The organism is Cellulosimicrobium sp. MI9406 (genome assembly GCF_040595865.1).
Lineage (GTDB): Bacteria > Actinomycetota > Actinomycetes > Actinomycetales > Cellulomonadaceae > Cellulosimicrobium > Cellulosimicrobium funkei.
The window spans coordinates 157,558-176,236 of the sequence record NZ_JALIZI010000008.1 but is presented as its reverse complement, the minus strand read 5'-3'; the positions used below and the strand labels follow the sequence as shown (position 1 = coordinate 176,236).

General features: G+C 76.7%; 14 protein-coding genes. 6 read left to right on the top strand and 8 right to left on the bottom strand.

The window, feature by feature from the left end; translation table 11 throughout:
* Positions 1-124: 124 nt before the first annotated feature.
* Positions 125-1,354, top strand: a complete 1,230-nt coding sequence (locus MT994_RS15950) for a winged helix DNA-binding domain-containing protein (protein WP_354807042.1) — start codon at positions 125-127, stop codon at positions 1,352-1,354.
* A gap of 25 nt (positions 1,355-1,379) precedes the next feature.
* Here MT994_RS15950 and MT994_RS15945 read toward each other — a convergent pair whose 3' ends face one another.
* Complete coding sequence (locus MT994_RS15945) at positions 1,380-1,979, bottom strand: NYN domain-containing protein (protein ID WP_061268040.1); 600 nt, start codon at positions 1,977-1,979, stop codon at positions 1,380-1,382.
* A 121-nt stretch (positions 1,980-2,100) separates the two neighbouring features.
* On the opposite strand from MT994_RS15945, the gene MT994_RS15940 reads away from it, so the two are divergent.
* Complete coding sequence (locus tag MT994_RS15940) at positions 2,101-2,859, top strand: type 1 glutamine amidotransferase (RefSeq protein WP_354807081.1); 759 nt, start codon at positions 2,101-2,103, stop codon at positions 2,857-2,859.
* 12 nt (positions 2,860-2,871) lie between these two features.
* Here the strand turns inward: MT994_RS15940 and MT994_RS15935 are convergent, their stop codons facing one another.
* The 6 genes from MT994_RS15935 to MT994_RS15910 all read right to left on the bottom strand — a co-directional run bounded on the left by MT994_RS15935 (position 2,872) and on the right by MT994_RS15910 (position 12,373).
* Positions 2,872-3,675, bottom strand: a complete 804-nt coding sequence (locus MT994_RS15935; RefSeq protein WP_051028097.1) for a PspA/IM30 family protein — start codon at positions 3,673-3,675, stop codon at positions 2,872-2,874.
* Between the two features lie 80 nt (positions 3,676-3,755).
* Positions 3,756-5,801, bottom strand: coding sequence for a TPM domain-containing protein (locus tag MT994_RS15930; RefSeq protein ID WP_354807041.1), 2,046 nt, complete (start codon positions 5,799-5,801; stop codon positions 3,756-3,758).
* A gap of 156 nt (positions 5,802-5,957) precedes the next feature.
* On the bottom strand, positions 5,958-7,637 hold the full coding sequence (locus MT994_RS15925) for a DNA repair helicase XPB (RefSeq protein WP_076406186.1): 1,680 nt from the start codon (positions 7,635-7,637) through the stop codon (positions 5,958-5,960).
* Between the two features lie 117 nt (positions 7,638-7,754).
* The gene (locus MT994_RS15920) at positions 7,755-10,190 is read right to left on the bottom strand and encodes a helicase-associated domain-containing protein (protein ID WP_354807040.1); all 2,436 of its coding nucleotides are present in this window, start codon (positions 10,188-10,190) and stop codon (positions 7,755-7,757) included.
* A 115-nt stretch (positions 10,191-10,305) separates the two neighbouring features.
* Positions 10,306-11,091, bottom strand: a complete 786-nt coding sequence (locus MT994_RS15915; RefSeq protein ID WP_354807039.1) for a hypothetical protein — start codon at positions 11,089-11,091, stop codon at positions 10,306-10,308.
* Positions 11,092-11,434: 343 nt separating this feature from the next.
* Complete coding sequence (locus MT994_RS15910) at positions 11,435-12,373, bottom strand: NAD-dependent epimerase/dehydratase family protein (protein ID WP_354807038.1); 939 nt, start codon at positions 12,371-12,373, stop codon at positions 11,435-11,437.
* Positions 12,374-12,492: 119 nt separating this feature from the next.
* On the opposite strand from MT994_RS15910, the gene MT994_RS15905 reads away from it, so the two are divergent.
* The 4 genes from MT994_RS15905 to MT994_RS15890 all read left to right on the top strand — a co-directional run bounded on the left by MT994_RS15905 (position 12,493) and on the right by MT994_RS15890 (position 18,022).
* Positions 12,493-13,221, top strand: a complete 729-nt coding sequence (locus MT994_RS15905; RefSeq protein WP_354807037.1) for a TetR/AcrR family transcriptional regulator — start codon at positions 12,493-12,495, stop codon at positions 13,219-13,221.
* Between the two features lie 132 nt (positions 13,222-13,353).
* The gene (locus MT994_RS15900) at positions 13,354-13,737 is read left to right on the top strand and encodes a cold shock domain-containing protein (RefSeq protein WP_034651071.1); all 384 of its coding nucleotides are present in this window, start codon (positions 13,354-13,356) and stop codon (positions 13,735-13,737) included.
* 2 nt (positions 13,738-13,739) lie between these two features.
* Positions 13,740-14,867, top strand: coding sequence for a DUF3027 domain-containing protein (locus tag MT994_RS15895; protein WP_354807036.1), 1,128 nt, complete (start codon positions 13,740-13,742; stop codon positions 14,865-14,867).
* Positions 14,864-18,022: an ATP-binding protein gene (locus tag MT994_RS15890; RefSeq protein WP_354807034.1), complete on the top strand. Its 3,159-nt coding sequence runs from the start codon at positions 14,864-14,866 to the stop codon at positions 18,020-18,022. The genes MT994_RS15895 and MT994_RS15890 overlap by 4 nt, the downstream gene beginning before the upstream one ends.
* Here the strand turns inward: MT994_RS15890 and MT994_RS15885 are convergent.
* Positions 17,998-18,261 carry a DUF2530 domain-containing protein gene (locus MT994_RS15885; protein ID WP_051028378.1) on the bottom strand — a complete coding sequence of 88 codons (264 nt, stop codon included), beginning with the start codon at positions 18,259-18,261 and terminating at the stop codon, positions 17,998-18,000. The genes MT994_RS15890 and MT994_RS15885 overlap by 25 nt on opposite strands.
* Positions 18,262-18,679 lie beyond the last annotated feature (418 nt).

Below are 18,679 nucleotides of genomic sequence, written 5' to 3'. Positions count from 1 at the left end.
TGTGCTCCCGCGGTCTGGGAGACGCCTGGGAACGTGCTCGACCCCGGCGGCACCGGCGCGACGCCGGCGCCGGGCACGGCACGCGGGCGGGCGGGCGTGGGTGGCCCGGGGCAGGATGGCCGCCGTGCGGATCACGGTGGACCAGAGGCGGCGCCGGCTCGTCGCGCAGCAGCTCGCGCTCGCCGCGGACCTGCCCGGCAGACCGGCGGCCCGGAGCCCGGAGGACGTCGTCGACCGGCTGCTCGCGCTGCACGCGACCGACGCCCCGAGCGTCTACCTGTCGGTGCTCGCGCGGGTCCCCGGTCTCGTGCTCGACGACGTCCGGGACGCCGTCTTCCGGCGGCGCTCGCTCGTCAAGGTGCTCGCCATGCGACGCACGATGTTCGTCGTGCGCCGCGAGACGGTGCCCGTCGTGCACGCGGCGGCGGCCCTCGCCGTCGCGCGACGGCTGCGCACCCGCCTGCTCAAGGAGCTCGCGACCCTGCCCACGGACCCTCCCGTCGACGACGCCGCGACCTTCCTCGCCGCGGTCGAGGCCCAGGTGCACGCGGCGCTCGCCGAGCACGGCCCGCTCGACGGCGCGAGCCTGTCGCGGGCCGCGCCGCTGCTGCGCACGGCGTTCCTGCCCACGACCACCAAGACGTGGGACGTGCGCCGCACCATGACGTCCCCGCTGCTCTCGCTGCTCTCCGCCGAGGGCGTGGTGGTGCGCGGCGAGCCGCGGGGCACGTGGTCGTCCAACCGGCACGTCTGGTCACCCGTCGAGGACTGGTTCCCCGGCGGCATCCCCGTGCTCGACGAGGCCGCGGCGCGCACTGCGCTGGCGCGGGCCTGGCTCGACGTGTTCGGGCCCGCGACGGTCGAGGACCTCGTGTGGTGGACCGGCTGGAACCGCCGCGACACGCGCGCGGCGCTCGCGGGTCTCGACGTCGTCGAAGTGGAGGTCGAGGTCGGTGCGGCGGGCGGCGAGGACGCCCGCCCCGGCGTCATGCTGCGGGGCACGGACCTGCCCGGCCCGGACGAGGTGCCGATCGAGGGCCACGTCGCGCTCCTGCCGTCGCTCGACCCGACGACGATGGGCTGGACCGCGCGCGACTGGTACCTCGGGGCGCACAAGGCCGCCGTCTTCGACACGATCGGCAACGCGGGCGCGACCGTCTGGTGGGAAGGGCGGATCGTCGGGGCCTGGGTCGTGCGGCCGGGCGGCGAGCCCGCGTGGCGGCTCCTCGACGACGTCGGCGCCGACGGCGAGCGGGCCGTCGCGGCCGAGGCCGAGCGGATCGCCGGGCTCCTCGGCGGCGACGGCGTGACGGCGTCGTTCCCGACGCCGCTGTACCGCGAGCTCCACGCGTGAGCGACGGAGCCCGCGGTACGGGCGGTCAGAGGTAGCGCATCGGGTCGAACTCGTCGAGCGGAATGATCCGCACGCGCGGCAGCACGGCCGTGAACGCGCCCGCGTGGTCCTCGAGGTCGAAGATCTCGAGACCGCGGCCCGTGAGCTCGGTCAGGCGCACGTTGACGAACTCGCGGAACGCGAGGACGCCCACGCGCCGGTCCTTGTCGTCGAGCAGCGTCTCGACCTGGGGCAGGAAGTCGCCGTCGTGGCTCGCGAGGAGCACGTCGCCGGGCTGGCCGGCGATCGCGTCCAGCATGCGCTGGATACCGATGTCGACGACCTTCTCGTTGCTCGACCCCGACAGCGGGATCGGGCGGTAGCCCATCGCGAGCAGGGCCTGCACGAACGACATCGGCATCTGGCCCGACGACGCGTTGAGGAAGAACAGGGGCGTGACGTCCTGGCCCCAGGCCTGGCGCGCGAAGTCGACGATGCGGTCCCAGCGCGGCCGCTCCTCCGGGGCGGGGCGGTGGCCGAGGACGTTCATGCCGAGCGTCGCGTCGATGTTCTCGCCGTCGACGACGAGGTAGGTGCGGCGCGGCGTCGTCAGCGCTCGGCCGTCGGAGGTCTGGAGGTCGGACATGCCGGTCAGCCTATCCGCGCGCGACCCGCCGCGCTCCGTCCCGGTGCGCCCGCCGCACTGTCCACGACGTGGGTGTTTGCGTCCTTCCACCCCCGAGTGGGTACCGTCAGGGTTCGTGACCATGCACGACACCGACGCCACGACCGCGACCGGGACCGTCCGGCTCACGGTCGTCGAGAACTCCCCGGACGTCACGCTCGACGCCTACGCCGACCTCCTCGACGCGGAGCTCCGCGTCGTCCGCGCGCACGAGGGCGAGCCCGTCCCCGCCGCGGACCGGCTCGACGAGCTCGGCGACGGCCTCGTCGTCCTCGGGGGCCACGTGTCCGCGTACGACGACGCGCGCGCCACGTGGCTGCCCGCCCTGCGCGAGACCCTCGTCGCCGCCGCGACGCAGGGCGTCCCGACGCTCGGGATCTGCCTCGGCGCGCAGCTCCTCGCCGTCGCGGGCGGGGGACAGGTGGCGGTCGCCGCCCCGCCCGGGCGCGAGGTCGGCGCGACCCGCGTCTTCTGGCGTGCCGAGGCAGACACCGACCCGGTGCTGGCGCCGCTCGCGACCGGCGACGACCCGGTGCGCTGCGTGACGAGCATGCACGGCGACGCGATCGTCGAGCTCCCGGACGGCGCCGTCTGGCTCGCGTCGTCGAACATGTACCCCTACCAGGCGTTCCGCCTCGGGTCCGCGCTCGGCGTCCAGTTCCACCCCGAGGCGTCGCGCGCCGGCTTCGCGGCCTGGTGCGACCGGTACGACGACGTCGACGCCGCGGCGGCCCTCGCCGGGTTCGACGAGCACGCCCCCGCGCTGCTCGACGGTGGGCGCCGGCTCGCGGAGTCGTTCGTCACCGCGGTCCGGGTCAGCCGACGACGCGTCCCCGCCTGACCCGGTCCGAGGTCACCAGTCGGTCGAGGGGGCGTCCTGGGTGGTCGTCCCGGAACCGATCGCGGGCGTGACCTGGGTGGGCGACACCTGCGCGGCGGGGGCGGAACCCTGCTTGAGCGCGGCGAGGCGGGCCTCGATCTCGACGGCCTCGCCCGACGTCTCGAGCTCGGCGAACTGGGCGTCGATGCTCGACGCGGCGACCTCCGCCTGGCCGAGCGCCTGCGCCTCCTCGCGGCGGACGATCTCCTCGTAGCGGGAGAGCTCGCTCGTCGGGTCGAGCACGTTGATCGAGCTGAGCGCGCCCTGCACGGTCTGCTGCGCCTGCGCGCTCTTCTGCCGCGCCACGAGCGAGTCGCGCTTCGACTTCAGCTGACCGAGCTTGTCCTTCATCATCGCGAGGCCGGACTTGAGCTTCTCGACCGACTCGCGCTGCGACGCGATGAGCGGCTCGGCCTGGCGGACCTCGCTCTCGGCGGCGATCTGCTTGCCGAGCGCGATCTTCGCGAGGTTGTCGAACTTGTCGGCGTTCGCGGCGTCGCCCTGCTGGCGGTACCGGTCGGCCTGCGCCGACGCGGCCGCGGCCTTCTGGCCCCACTCCTGGACGGCGGCGACGTCCTCGTTGTAGTCCTGCTCGGCGAGGCGCAGGTTGCCGATGGTCTGCGCGACGGCCTGCTCCGCCTCGGCGATGTTGTTCGTGTAGTCGCGCACGAGCTGGTCCAGCATCTTCTGCGGGTCCTCGGCGCTGTCCAGGAGCGCGTTGATGTTCGCGCGGGCGAGCTGCGCGATCCGTCCGAAGATGCTCTGCTTCTCCGCCATGGTCGTCCCTCTCTGGTGAGCCGTCTGGTGCTGGTCGTGTCCGTCGTGCCGTGGTGCGGGGCGTCAGGTGTCGCCCGTGCTCAGAAGCGTCCGCCGCGGCCGGAGCGTCCGCCCGACGACCGTCCGCCCGACCGTCCGCCGGAGCGTCCGCCGCCGAACCCGCCACCCCCGTAGCCGCCGCCGAAGCTGCCGCCGCCGAACCCGCCGGAGCGTCCGCCGCCGCCCCCGCCGCGGAGGATGGAGTCGAGGAGGATCCCGCCGAGGACCATGCCCCCGACGTTGCTGCCGCCACCCCCGCCGAAACCGCCACCCTGGGACGACTGCCAGCTCGACGCGTCCTGCTGCGCGCGCTGCGCCGCGGACTGCGCCTGCGCGTCGGCCTGCTGCGCGCGCTGGAGCGCGGAGACCGGGTCGGTCGGCTGGAGCGCGCGGGCGTCGCCGAGCAGGCGGATCGCCTCCGCGAGCCGGGTCCGCGCCTCCGGGCCGACGGCGCCGCGCCGCGTCTCGATGAAGTCGTTCGTCGCGCGGACCTGCGAGTCGACGCGCGCGAGGGTCTCGCGCAGCAGCGCGTTCGCACGCGCCGCCTGCTCGGCACGCTCGCGGAACGGGGCGAGGACGGCGTCGAGCGCCGCCTCCGCGTCCGTGAGGCGACGGAGCGCGGCGAGCGGGTCGCCGCCGTCGCGCGCGGCCCCGGCGACCGCCACGGCGGCCTGCGCCTCCGCGAGCGCGGGCGCGACCGTGGGATCCCCGGGGGCGAGCCGCCCCGCGTCCGCGATGTCGGACGTGATCGATGCGACGCCCCGGTCGAGGCGTGGACCGGACTCGGCGAGGTCGGTGCCCGCGCGGTCGACGGCGTCGAGCAGCGTCACCGCCTGCCCGACCGCGTTCTGCGCGGCCCGGGCGAGCGCGACGGCCGTCGCCCGGTCCTTGGAGGCGAGCGCCTCCCGACCGCGCGCCACCGACTCGCGCGCGCCCGTGAGGAGCGCCTGCGCCTGCTCGGGGTTCTGCGCGACGGACGCCAGCGCCGTCGACGGGTACGTGCGCCCGAGCGCCTCGAGCGTCGTGCGCGCGGGCTCGACGCGGGCGAGCACCTCGGTCGCGCGCTGGTCGGTCTCGTCGAGCACCTGCGGCGCGCGGGCCTGCAGGTCGCGCAGCTCGTCGAACGTGCGGGACTGGGCGTCGAGCGAGTCCGCGACCTCGTCGCACAGGGCGACGATGCGCGCCATCATCTGCCGCGCCTGGGGCTCCGCCTCGGGCTGGTCGTCGTCGAGCTGCTGGCGCAGCGCGAACGCCTCCGCGACCCGCTGCTTGCCCTCGGCGAGAGCGGCGGAGAACTGCTGCGTCGCCTCGATCCCGAACTGCGCCTGCGCGAAGCCGAGCTCCTGCTCGGACGTCTTCACGGCGTCGTCGATCGCCACGAGGGCCGCGCTCGCGCGGCGGTCCAGCTCGGCCGTGGGCAGCGCCGCGAGCGGGTCGCCCGCCGACCCGACGGCGGTCGCGGCCCGGCGTCGTCGTCCCGCCGCTCGGGCGACCACCACGACCACGATCACGAGCACGCCGCCGACGAGCAGGACCCAGAACCACGACACGCCGCCCGAGCCCTGGCTCGCACCACGCGCCACCTCGGCCGCCGCGATGGCCGCACCCGCCCAGTCGTCGGCGCGCAGCTCGTCCTCCACGGCGGACGTGATCCGGTCCAGCTCGGCATCCGACAGCGGGACGTTGTTGTCGTACGACAGCCCGTACCGCCGGTCCTGCGTCCCGACGGCCAGCAGCAGGTCGTCGACCCCCAGCCCCGACTGGTTCGCCGTCGCGTTCGCCCAGTCGACGCCGTCCATGCCGTCGAGGTCGTCCACGTACACGACGAAGAGCTGCAGGTCCGTGTCCTGGGCCAGGCGGTCGAGCGCCGCGCGCACGTCGTCCGTGCGGTCCCCGAGGACGCCGGACGGGTCGGTGATCTCGTCCGTCACGTCCATCGGCGGGACGGCGTGCGCGAGGCCCGCCGGGGCGACGAGGGCGACGCACGTCAGCAGCCCGACGAGCGTCGAGACGACGAGGGCGAGGAACGCGCGGGCGCCGCGTCCCCCGGCCGCGCGGGGGTGCCAGGGGCGATCGGCCGTGCTCACGGCCCGATCCTTTCCCAGCCGCCCAGGACCCGCAATCGGTGCCGCGGGGCCCTCGGTCACCGCACGACGCCCAGGTCCTTCGTGCTCTCGGTCGGCCCTGGGCGTCGTTCCGTGCCGGGCGGGTGCCGCGCTCCTACGTCGCGGGACCCCCACCCGTCACTGCACGACGCCCAGGTCCTCCGCGTCGACGATGCGATAGGCGTACCCCTGCTCCGCCAGGAACCGCTGGCGGTGCGCCGCGAAGTCCTGGTCCACCGTGTCGCGCGCGACGACGGCGTAGAAGTGGGCGGTGCGGCCGTCGGCCTTGGGGCGCATGACGCGACCGAGGCGCTGGGCCTCCTCCTGGCGCGACCCGAACGACCCGGAGACCTGGATCGCGACGGACGCCTCGGGCAGGTCGATGGAGAAGTTCGCGACCTTCGACACGACGAGCCGCGAGATCTCGCCCGTGCGGAACGCGTCGAACAGGCGCTGGCGCTCGCGGACCGTCGTCGCGCCCGTGATGAGCGGCGCGTCGAGGTGCTGCGACAGCTCCTCGAGCTGGTCGAGGTACTGGCCGATCACGAGCACCTGGTCGTCCGGGTGCTGCGCGACGATCTGCTCCACGACCCGGTTCTTGCCGGTGGCGGTCGCGGCGAGCCGGTACTTGTCCTCGGGCTCGGCGACGGCGTACGTCATGCGGTCGGACTCCGGCAGCGTGAGGCGCACCTCGACGCAGTCCGCGGGTGCGATGTACCCCTGCGCCTCGATGTCCTTCCACGGGGCGTCGTACCGCTTGGGCCCGATGAGCGAGAACACCTCGTCCTCCCGGCCGTCCTCGCGCACGAGCGTCGCGGTGAGCCCGAGGCGGCGGCGCGCCTGCAGGTCCGCCGTCATGCGGAAGATCGGCGCGGGCAGCAGGTGCACCTCGTCGTACACGACGAGGCCCCAGTCGCGCGCGTCGAGCAGCTCGAGGTGCGTGTACACGCCCTTCCGCTTGGTCGTCAGCACCTGGTAGGTCGCGATCGTGACGGGCTTGATCTCCTTGCGCGCGCCGGAGTACTCGCCGATCTCGTCCTCGGTGAGCGTCGTGCGCCGCACGAGCTCGTCGCGCCACTGGCGCGCGCTCACCGTGTTCGTCACGAGGATGAGCGTCGTCGTCCCGGACTTCGCCATCGCGCCCGCGCCGACGATCGTCTTGCCCGCGCCGCACGGCAGCACGACGACGCCGCTCCCGCCGTGCCAGAACCCGTCCACCGCCTGCGCCTGGTACGGGCGCATCTCCCACGGCTTCGGCTCCTCGCCCTCGGCGCGCGGCGGCGTCGTCGGGCTGAGCGCGATGGCGTGCTTCTCACCGTCGACGTACCCCGCGAGGTCCTCGGCGGGCCAGCCGAGCTTCACGAGGACCTGCTTGAGGTGGCCGCGCTCGGACGGGTGCACGACGACGGTCGTGTCGTCGATCCGGTCGCCCACCAGCCCGGCGGTGCGCTTGGACTTGAGCACCTCGGCGAGGACGGCGCGGTCCGTCGCCTCGAGCACGAGCCCGTGCGTCGGGTGCTGCGCGAGCGTGAGCCGCCCGTACCGCGACATGGTCTCCGCGACGTCGATGAGCAGCGCGTGCGGCACCGGGTAGCGCGAGTACTCGATGAGCGTGTTGACGACCTGCTCGGCGTCGTGCCCGGCCGCGCGCGCGTTCCACAGGCCGAGCGGCGTGAGCCGGTACGTGTGGACGTGCTCCGGGGCGCGCTCGAGCTCGGCGAACGGCGCGATCGCCCGCCGCGCGTCGTCGGCACGGGGGTGGTCGACCTCGAGCAGGAGCGACTTGTCGCTCTGGACGATGAGAGGTCCGTCGGTCATGCGTTCTCCTTGCCGTGGGTGGCCGAGGGTCGTGCGGTCCGGGCGGTCGCCGGGCGGGCCGGTGTGGTCCGGGGTCGGTCGGGGACCGGTCCGGGGTAGTGCGGGGGCGGGCCGGGGTCAGTCCGGGGTCACGGACGCGATGCGGTGGACCGCGACCGTGAGCTCGGCGTCGCGTGCCGGGTCCTGCGCGCGCAGCCGTCCGGCGTCGAGCGTGAGGGGCCGCACGCGGCGGCGGTCCGGCGCGCCCGTCGACCCGACGACCTCGAGCCACACCATGGCGCCGTCCGCGATCGCCTCGCGCAGCAGCCCCAACGCCGCCACCGGGTCGCTTGTTCCCTCGGGGCCGTCGTCCCCGCGTCCCGCCCGGCCCGACGACGTCCCCCCGCCCCGGCGCGACCCGTCGCCGTCGGCGCGTGCCCCGCCGGCCGCGCGGGACCCGGCCTGCTCCGCCGAGCGCGCGTCCGCGGCGCGCAGCCGGGCGACGAGGTCGGTGAACCGCTGCTCGCCACGCCCGGCCCCGTCCCGGGCCTCGTCGACCCGCGCCCCGGAGCCCGGGACGACGCCGGTCCGGGCGCGGCTCCCGCGCCGGCCGACGACCGCCCCGGCCCGGCCTCGCCGAGCCGGGCCCGCGGCGTCGGGCCGGTCGCGACGGCCCGCACGGTCCGCGACGAGCACGCGCCCGTCCGGGCCCTCCACGACCGACGGCACGCCGCGCGCCCGCAGCGCGTCCTGCAGCTCCCCGGCCGGTGCACCGGACGCGAGCACGGTCGGCGCGAGGAGCACCAGGCCGAGGCCGCGCAGCGCAGGGTCCTCCGCGATGCCCGCGAGGAGCACCGGGTCCTCGGCGCGCACGTACGACGACGCCGTCCCGACCCGCACGCGCCCGTGGCGACGCGCGGTGTCGCGCACCAGGTATTCCAGCGGCTGGGGCACGGGAGTCCGGGAGTGCGACGCGAGCTCGGCGAGCAGCTCGTCGGCCGTCGCGCCCCGGTCGAGCGCGCGCAGCACCGACTCCGGCGTGAACCGGACCGTGGTCGCGGCGCCGCGCGACTCGACGTCGGCCGCGACCTCCACGAGGCGCTCGAGCGTGCGCGAGGGCCGGCCCGGCACGATGCCGGTGAGGTCGCCCTGGAGCAGGAGGTCGTCCACCTCGGGCGGGAGCACGGCCTCGAACGCGGCGCCCAGGTCCACGGGGTCCGACGACGGCGCGGGGTCGTCGCCCGCGACGAGCGCGCGGCCCGGGGGAGCGAGCGCGCCCGCGCCCGTCACGCCGAGCAGCGCGGCCTCGCGCAGCAGCCCCGCGACGGCCTGCTCCGGCGGCACCGCGCGCGGCGTGCGCCAGCGCAGGACCGCGACGACGTCGGCCGGGCCGAGCGGCCGCTCGGGCGCGAGGGCGAGCACGTCGAGGACCGAGCGACGCAGCCGCGGGACCCAGGGCCGCCACAGCTCGGGGTCGAGCGCGGCGCGCAGGGCGCCCCTCTCGTCACGGCTCCCGACGAGCCACGGCGTGCGGCGCGACCGCCACCACCCGCGCGCGAGCGCGGCCCACCGGTCGCCCAGGTCGTCGTCGAGCCAGTCCTCGGCCGTCGGGGTCGGGGCGAACGTGGGCGGGTCGTCGCCGTCGTCGGCCACGAGGCCCGCCGCTGCGGCGACCTCGACGACCGCGGCCGCCGTCGCGTCGTCGACCTCGAGGGCGAGGGCCGCGCGGCGCAGGTCGCGCACCCCGAGCCCGCCCGCGCGCAGGACGCCGGGCGGGTGCTCGGTCCAGTGCGTCACGAGGCGCGCGACGAGGCGCACCGCCTCCAGCCCGGCGCTCGCGGACTCGGCCTCGACCGTCGCCGCGGGGAGCTCGCGCGCGTCGGGCACGGGCGGCGTCGTGCGCACGTCGCGGTGGGTGCGCCCGCCGCGCAGCGCGAGCCCGACCTCGCGTGGCAGGACGACGTGCCGCTCGTCGGTCGCGCGCAGGTACCCCCGCTCGACCAGCCAGGCGGTCGCCCGGCGCGCCGACGCGTCGGAACGCGGGGCGACGCCCACGGGCGGCCCCCACGCGAGCGCGTCGAGGATCGCGCGCGCGCCCGGGGGTGCGTCGTCGGGCAGGACGGCGGACGGTGCCGGGGCGTCGCCGGAGACCGGGCCCAGGCCTGCGGGGTGCGGGCCGAGCACCTCGGCCGTCCCGGGCGCCGGGCGGAACCTGGCCGAGCGCGTGCCGGGCGACCACGCGAGCGCGAGCTCGTCGAGGCGCGCGAGCGCCGCGGTGACCGACGCACGGTCCACCCCCGTCGCGCGCGCGACCGCGGCCGCCGTCGCGGGCGTGCCCACCGAGTCGAGCACGAGCACCGACTCGAGCACGTGCAGCGTCAGCTCGTCGAGACCGGCGAGCGCGCGCTCGAGGCTCGTGCGGTTCATCGCGCGCGCGGCGAGCGAGAGCAGCGTCGAGGGGGAGGGCGTGGCGAGGTCGGGACGCCCCGCGAGCAGGGCGACCAGCGCGTCGTCGTCGCGCTGGCGCAGCGACTCGCTGTACGTCGGAGCCCGCTCGGGCCGGGAGGTGGCCATCCGTCCGATGCTACGCGCCAGCCGGGTGGGACGAGATCGGCGCTCGCGTGCGAGAACGGCAGTCGGGACTGCCGACGCCGACCGGACCCGCCGATCTCGTCCCCGGTTGCCGACCTCACCGCGGCGGGAGGAACGGATCGGCGCGCAGGCCACGGACGACGTCGGGCGGGACGTGCCGCAGCACCCGCGTCACGACGTCCTCCGGACGGTCCCGGGAGGTGACGCGGAGGAGGCGGTGCCCCGTGCGCTCGATCGCCTCCTGCCGCAGCTTCTCCCGGACCAGCACACGGCCCGGGTCCGCACGCGGCGCCAGGCCCGCGGGGCCGGAGCGGTACTTCACGAGGCCGTCGAACTCCAGCAGCAGGCGCCACCGCGTCCAGCCGAGGTCGACCCGGACCGCGCCGACCTCGGTGCGGAGCGCCACCTGCGTCTCCGGCCGGGGCAGCCCGGTCCGCAGCAGGACGTACCGGAGCCAGGTCTCGCGGGCCGACTCGGCGCCCGGGTCCGCGAGCGCGAGCACGTGGCGAGACCGGCGCGACCCACGACCCCGTGGCCGGCGGTCGAGGACGGCCGTGACGTCCGACCGTCGGACGCCCCGGGCGAGGGCCGCGTCGACGACGACGAGCCCGTCGAGGGCGGGCATGGTGCTCAGGCAGTCGGCGACGGTGCGGACCAGCGAGGTCGTGGTGATGCCGAGGACCGTCGTGCGGTCGTGGGCGGCGACCTCGCCCACGTGCCGCGTGACGTCCCGTGCCGCGGAACCCGAGCGGCGGTAGGACTGGACCACGTGGGTGGTCGCCGGGAGCTCCCACAGAGGCAGGTCGTGCAGGAGCGCCGCGGACGCGTGGCTCACGACCGGGTCGGCACGGAGGCTCCGGGCGACGGCACGTGCGCGGTCCACCGCGAGTCCTCGCGCGGCCGTGGCCGGAGCCGAGTCCGGCGGGAGCGCGTCGCGGTAGGCGCCGCGCCGCACGCGTTCCCACTCGCCGTGGGTCACACGTCGCCGGGCCTCTTCCGGGAGGTGCTCGCGCGCGAGGTGCAGCGGGAGCGCAGGTTCTCGTCTCGACATGGGGCGTGATCGTGCCGCTCCTGGCCGGGTCGCGGTGCGGTGGTCGGCGGATCTGTGGACGACGGGCCGACCTGAGGCGCCGAGATCGGCAGGTCCGGTCGACATCGGTAGTCGCGACTGCCGAGCTCGCAGCAGAGCGCCGACCTCGGCGAGAGGTGCCGATCTCGCGCTGTGGTCAGCCGCGGGCGGTCCGGCGGCAGACCTCGTCCCAGAGCGTGGGCTCGATGCCGAAGCGGTCGCGGGACGCGGTGTCGTCGAGGACGTAGGGGCGCTCCCACTGGTAGGCGAGGTCGCGCAGCTCGCGCAGCAGCGGCGAGAACAGCCCGGCGGCGGCGAGCCCGGGGCCGCGCAGCGAGCGCACCCGGACCGGGGGGCGCCCGACGCTCGCGAGGACGTCGGTCAGCGCCTCGCGCTGGGTGCGCGCCGGGTTGCTCGGGGTGTGCCACGTGCGGCCGAGGGCGCCCGGGTCCGCGGCCGCCGCGACGAGCGTGCGCGCCGCGTCCTGCACGTCGGTGAAGGAGTGGGGCAGGTCGGTGCGGCCGATCATCGTGACGGCCCGGCCGCGCAGCGCGGCGGGGACGACGCGCGACACGTGGCCGTTGGTGCCCACCCCGGGCCCGACGAAGTCGGAGCTGCGCACCTCGACGACCCGCGCACGGCCGGCGCGGTGCGCGGCGAGGGCGTCGGCCCACAGCCGGGCCCGCAGGACGCCCTTGTGGTCGGTCGCGGCGTCCGGCAGGTTCTCGGCCATCGGTCCGTCGACCGGCCCGTAGGGGTAGAGGTTTCCCGTGATCGCGTAGACCGCGCCCGTCCGCTCCGCCGTGGTGAGCAGCGCGGCGGCGAGCGGCGGCCAGACCTTCTCCCACTGCGTGTAGTCGCCGGGGTTGGCGCAGTTGTAGAGCACGGCGGCGCCGTCCGCGGCACGGCTGAGCGCGTCGGCGTCGGACGCGTCGAGCGCGAGGTGCGTGACGCCAGCGAGCCCGGTGCCGCGTCCGCTGCGGGTGACGACGGTGACGTGCGACCCGCGGGCCGCGAGCTCGGCGGCCACGTGGCGGCCGACGGGGCCGGCGCCGACGACGACGTGCCGGTCGTCGGAGGACGAGGTGCTGGACATGAGGGCTCCTTTCCGAGAGCAGTGCTCTCGTTTCGACAGCAGCCTGGCACGACGGCCACGACAAAGCAAGAGCGCCGCTCTCGTTGGTGGTCAGCGCTCTCGTCTGGGACCCTGGCGGCATGACGGCACCTCGGACGGCACGCGCCCTGGCGCGCGAGACCCTCACGCGCGAGATCCTCGACGCCGCCCGCGCACGGCTCGTGGCCGACGGGCCCGCCGCGCTCTCGCTGCGGGCCGTCGCGCGCGACGTCGGCATGGTGTCGTCCGCCGTCTACCGGTACTTCCCGAGCCGGGACGCGCTGCTCACCGCGCTCCTCGTCGAGTGCTACGACGAGCTCGGGGCCGCCGTCGAGGCCGCGGAGGCCGCCGTCGCGCGCGACGACCTGCCCGGCCGCTGGCTCGCCGCGTGCCGCGCGCTGCGCACCTGGTGCGTCGCGCGGCCCGGGGAGTTCGGGCTGCTCTACGGCACCCCCGTGCCGGGGTACGCGGCGCCGCAGGACACGGTCGAGCCCGCGACGCGCGTCGTGCGGACCCTGGTCCGGGTCGTCGCCGACTCCTGGGCGGACGGCGAGGGCCCGGCGCCCGCACCGCCGTCGGGCGGGGACGCGGACGCGCTCGTCGCCCCCGCCGTCGCGTACGTGAGCGCCCGCGGGCTCACGACGCCCGACGCCCCGCCCGAGGCCGTCGTGCGCACGCTCATGGCGTGGACGACCCTGTTCGGCACGGTGTCGTTCGAGCTGTTCGGCCACCTCCACCGCACGGTCGCCGACTACACCGACTGGTTCGACGCCGTCGCGCTGCGAGTCGGGGCGGACGCCGGGGTGGTCCCGCGGTCGGCCCCGCGCTGACCGGGACGACGGCGGGGACGCGGCCGGTCGTCCGGGCTCGCCCTGGGCTCGCCCGCGGTATGGATGCGGCTTTGCCGCCGCGTGGCCGGTAACCTGGGGGTTCTGGTTCCTACGAGCACGAACGAGGTCCACGTGCCCACCGGCAAGGTCAAGTGGTTCGACACCGAACGCGGGTTCGGCTTCATCGCCAACGACGACGGCGGCGAGGTCTTCCTGCACGCCTCCGCGCTGCCCGCGGACGCCCCCGCGCCCAAGCCGGGCGCTCGCGTCGACTTCGGCGTCGCCGACGGGCGCCGTGGCCCGCAGGCGCTCGCCGTCACGTTCCTCGACCCGGCGCCCTCGGTCGTCAAGGCGAAGCGTCGCTCGGCGGACGAGATGGCGGTCATCGTGGAGGACCTCATCAAGGAGCTCGACGGGATCGGCAACGGCCTGCGCCGTGGCCGCTACCCGGAGAAGGGCAAGGCCACCAAGGTCGCCGCGGTCCTGCGCGCGGTCGCGGACGAGATCGAGGCCTGACGATGTCCGCCGTGGCAGCCGCAGAGGAGCGCGTCCGAGGAGTCTCCGCACGCGCGGCGCGGGACGCCGTGCTCACGGGCGCGGTCGAGCTCGCGCGCGCCGCGGCGCAGGAGGTGGCCGAGAGCCCGGAGGACGTGGGCGAGCACCTCGGGACGGTCGCCGAGGCGGACCGGCTCATCTCCCACCGGTTCGCGTGCACGATGCGCGGCTACCGCGGCTGGCACTGGACCGTGACGCTCGCGCGCGTCCCGCGCGGCCGGACGGCCACCGTGTGCGAGGTCGAGCTCCTGCCCGGTGACGGTGCGCTGCTCGCGCCGTCGTGGCTCCCGTGGTCCGAGCGCCTGCGCCCGGGCGACGTCGGCCCGGGCGACGTGCTGCCCTTCCGCGCCGACGACCCGCGCCTCGAGCCCGGCTACGTGCCCACGGGCGACGAGGAGCAGGACGCCGTCGCGATCGAGGAGCTCGCGCTCGCGCGTGCCCGCGTGCTGTCGCCGCAGGGCCGTGACGAGGCCGCGGAGCGCTGGTACCGCGGGTCGCGCGGCCCGACGACGCGCGGCGCCGTCGCCGCCGCGGCCGACTGCGGGTCGTGCGGCTTCCTCGTGCCGCTCCAGGGCAGCCTCGGCCAGGTCTTCGGCGTGTGCGCGAACGAGTGGTCGCCCGACGACGGCAAGGTCGTGAGCCTCGACCACGGCTGCGGCGCGCACTCGGAGACGGACGTCGAGCCGCAGCGCAGCGAGTGGCCGGACCCGGACCCGCTCGTCGACGAGCTGCACGTCGAGATCGTCACGCTCCTCGAGTCCGCGGTCGCCCGGAAGGAGGCGGCCCGGGACGGGGCCGCGCCGACGGACACTGCCGCGGACGAGACCGCCCTGGACGAGACGGTTCCGGCGGCGCAGGACGAGCCGACGCCGGTGGCCGACCCCCCGACGCCCGTCGACACCGCGCCGGAGGCCCCCGCGGCCGTGGCCGTCGAGCCGGACGCCGCGCCGGACGAGGCGGAGACCGCCCCGGTCCCCGACGCCGTGCCGGACGACGCGGAGACCGCCTCTGACCCCGACGCCACGCCGGACGAGCCCGAGACCGCGCCGGGCGCCGCCGTCGACGCCGCGCCGGACGAGCCGCGGGAGTGACGCAGGACGTCTTCGGGACGGCCGCGCTGCGTCGTGCGGTCCTGGAGGCGTGGCGGTCCTCGCCGACGCGCCTGCGCGAGGACGCGAACACGGAGGAGGACCACGCCCACGGGTCGTACCGGGGGCGGGTCGTCGTCGAGCTCGCGCAGAACGCCGCCGACGCCGCCGTCCGCGCAGGTGTCCCCGGCCGCCTCCGGCTGAGCCTGCACGCGCCGTCCGACCCCGACGGGCACTGGGTGCTGCGCGCGGCCAACACGGGCGAGCCCCTCGACGCGGCGGGTGTCGCGTCGCTCGTCGCGATGCGGGCCTCGGCCACGGGTCGGGGCGCGGGCGCAGCCGATGGCCCGCGCACGGTGGGGCGCTTCGGGGTCGGCTTCGCGGCAGTCCGCTCGGTCGCGGACCGCGTGCGCGTCGGCGCGGGAGACCACGCCGTCGAGCTCTCGCTCGACCGCACGCGCGTCGCGCTCGACGACGTCGTGGCGGACCGCCCGGACCTCGCCGCCGAGGTCGCGGGGCGCGGCGACCGGCTCCCGGTGCTGCGCCTCCCGTTCCCGGCGCATGTCGAGGTGCCGGCGGGGTACGACACGGTGGTCGAGGTCGAGCTGCGCGACGACGCGGCGCTCGACGCCGTGCGGGCCGAGCTCGCGGACCTCGGCGACCCGCTGCTGCTCGCCCTGCCCGCGCTCACGGAGGTCGTCGTGGCGGGCGACGGCGTCGCGGAGCGCCGCGTCGCGGACGTCGACGAGCGCTGGACGGTGCTGCGGCGCGAGGGGACGCTCGACCCCGCGCTCCTCGCGGACCGTCCCGTCGAGGAGCGCGGCGCGGACCGCTGGTCGGTGACCTGGGCCCTGCCCCACGACGCAGCGGCGCCGACCGTGCTGCACGCCCCCACCCCGACGGACGAGCGGCTCACGTTCCCGGCCCTGCTCCTCGCGACGTTCCCGCTCGACCCCGCGCGCCGGCACGTCCCGCGCGGTGCCGTGACGGATCACGTCGCGCACGAGGCGGGTCGCGCGTTCGCGGCGCTCCTCGGGTCGCTCGCGGCCGACCGCGGTGCCGACGTGCTCGCGCTCGTCCCGACCGGGCTGCCGGCGAGCGCGGTCGACGCGGGGGTCCGCACTGCGGCGACGGCGGCCCTGGCCCGCACGCCGCTCCTCCCGCTCGACGTGCCCCCCGACCAGCCCGGCCTCTCGCTCGACGAGACCTGGGAAGGCCCGTCGATCCTCGCGGACCGTGACGAGCACGGTGCGCCGCAGCGGGCCGAGCGGCGGCTCCTCGTCCCCGCCGAGGCGCGCGTCCTCGCCGGGGACGTGGGCGACGCGCGCGTGCGCGTCGAGCTCGGGGCGGCGCACCTCGTCGACGTGCCGGGCCCGCTGCGCGCGGTCGCGCGGTCGCTCGGGGCGCAGGTCGTGGACCTGGCCGACGTCGTGGACGACCTCCCGCTCGTCGCCGACCCCGAGCGATGGCGGGCGCTGTACGACGCGCTCGCGCCGCACGCGGGGGACCGGTCGGTGCTCGAGGCGCTGGGCGCGCTCCCGGTCCCGCTCCTCGATGGGCAGGTCGTGCGCGGGGCGCGCGGCCTCCTGCTCCTCGACGACGGTACGGACGACGGCATGGACGGCGGGACGCTCGACGCGCGGGACGCCGCCGACCTCGGTCTCCGCGTCGTCGACCCGCGGGCTGCGCACCCGCTGCTCGAGCGGCTGGGCGCGCGCGCGACGGACCTGCGCGCGGTGCTCGCCGACGGCGCGGTGCGCGAGCGCGTGCTCGCCGCCGCCGACGCCGCCGACGCGGGCGACGACCCCGCGGCGGAGGTCGAGCGGCTGCTCGCGCTGGTCGCCGCCGCGCTCCGCGACGTCCGGGACCCGGCCGGCGACGTGCTGCCGTTCTGGTGGGGCGAGCTCCCGGTCCCGACGACGGACGGCGGCTGGTCGCCCGCGCGCGGCTGCGCCCTGCCGGGCACCTGGGCGGCGGACGCGCTCGACGGGCTCGACGTCGTCGACCCGGGGGTCGTCGCGCGCTGGGGCGAGCCGGCGCTGCGCGCGGTGGGCGCGGCGGCGGGGCCGACCGTGCTGCGGGTGCGCGACGTCCTCACGCCCGCGTCGGACGACGACGAGCCCGACCTGGACCCGCACGCGCCGGAGGGCTGGCTCTCCGACTGGGCCGGGTACCTCGAGCACCTCGCGGCGACGCTCGGCCCCGAGGCGTACGTGGGGGACGTGCTCGCCGTCGCGGACCTGGACGCGGTGGCCGACGGCGCGTGGCCCGACGTGCTCGCCCGGCTCGCGGGCGACCCCGCGGCGCGGGAGGCGCTGCTGACGCCCGTGCGCGCGGAGGGCGGGCGCGCGGCGTCGGCCCGGTCGTACACGGCGTGGTGGCTGCGCGAGGAGCTCGGCGGCCCCTTCGCGCTCGACGGCGGCCCCGCCTCTGCGTTCCTGCGTCCGGCACCGCCGGAGGTGGCGGGGCTCGACGACGCCTCGCTCGCCGCCGTCGGGGGCGTGCACGACCTCGCCGAGCTCGATCCGGCGGAGTGGGCCGACCTGCTGGACGGGCTGCCGCGCGTCGGGTCACCGGTCGACGCCGCGGCCGCGCTGGCACTGTGGCGCGCCCTGGAGACGCTGGCGGAGAGCGGCGTGCGGCTCGACCCGGCCCCCGCGCGGGTACCCGCGCTGCACGGCGGGACGGTCGTCGTCGCGGCGGCCGATGACGTCGCGGTGGCCGCGGACCCGATGTGGGTCCCGCTGCGCCCGCTCGTGCCCGCCGGACGGGACCTGGTCGACGACCTCGCGGACCTGCTCGACGTCGCGACGGTCGCCGGTACCGCTCCGGCGCCGGACGCCGCCGGGCGTCGCGAGGACGTCCCGGCCGAGGTAGTGGCCGTCGTCGGTGCGCCCCTGCCACGCACCTGGGAACGGCACGACGACCTCCGCGTCGGCGGGGTCGCGGTCCCGTGGTGGGTCGAGGGTCGTGGGGGAGCGGACGTCGTCGTGCACGCGACCGGCCCGGCGGGGCTCGCGGCGGCGCTCGCCGTCGTCGCGGGGCGCTACGGCGTGCGGCACGTGCTCGAGGAGGTGCTCCGCGACCCGGGCGGGGCGCAGGGCGCGGTGGCGCGGACGGCCTGGGACGACCCTCAGTCGTCGGCGGACGCGCGGTAGCGGGTCCGGTTCCGCCGCTCCCAGCCGAGCCCGAGGGCGCCGAGCGCGAGCCCGACGGCGCACGTCGCGACCGCGCGGGGCGCGAGCGTCCCGGTGGCGAGCAGGACGGCGCACACGACGAGCGCGACCGTCCAGAGCGCCATGCCGGCGAGGATGACGACGCGCAGGTCGACCCGCCAGGGCGCCGGGTCGGGGCGCCGGCGTTCGGGGTGGAGGAGGAGGGTCACGACCGAGGGCACCCGAGCATCGTAGCGACGCGCCGGTTTTTTCACCCCCACGGCGCGTCACAGGCGTGACCTGCGTCTCTTCCTCTCTGGTGTGAGCACACGTCCGGAGCACCCGCAACCGCGCGCTACGATGCAAGCGGCCCACCACGCTCTCCCGCTCGTGGTCGCCCGTCCAGCTCGAACCGCCCCGGTATCCGGGCGGGCACTCCTCCACGACTTCTCCGCACCCAGTGTCGCGCGCGGCGGAACGTCAGACCTGGACACCTGTCCAGTGAATTCCTTCACGACGCGCGGACACGGCGAGAACCGCAGGATCCTGCGGCCCGGGACCTTCCGGACAGCAGTCGTCCGGAACGCCTTCTCACCCGGGTGAAAGCCCTCGTCAACCCTCGTTATCGCACATTCTCGAACCTAGGATGAGTCGCCATGC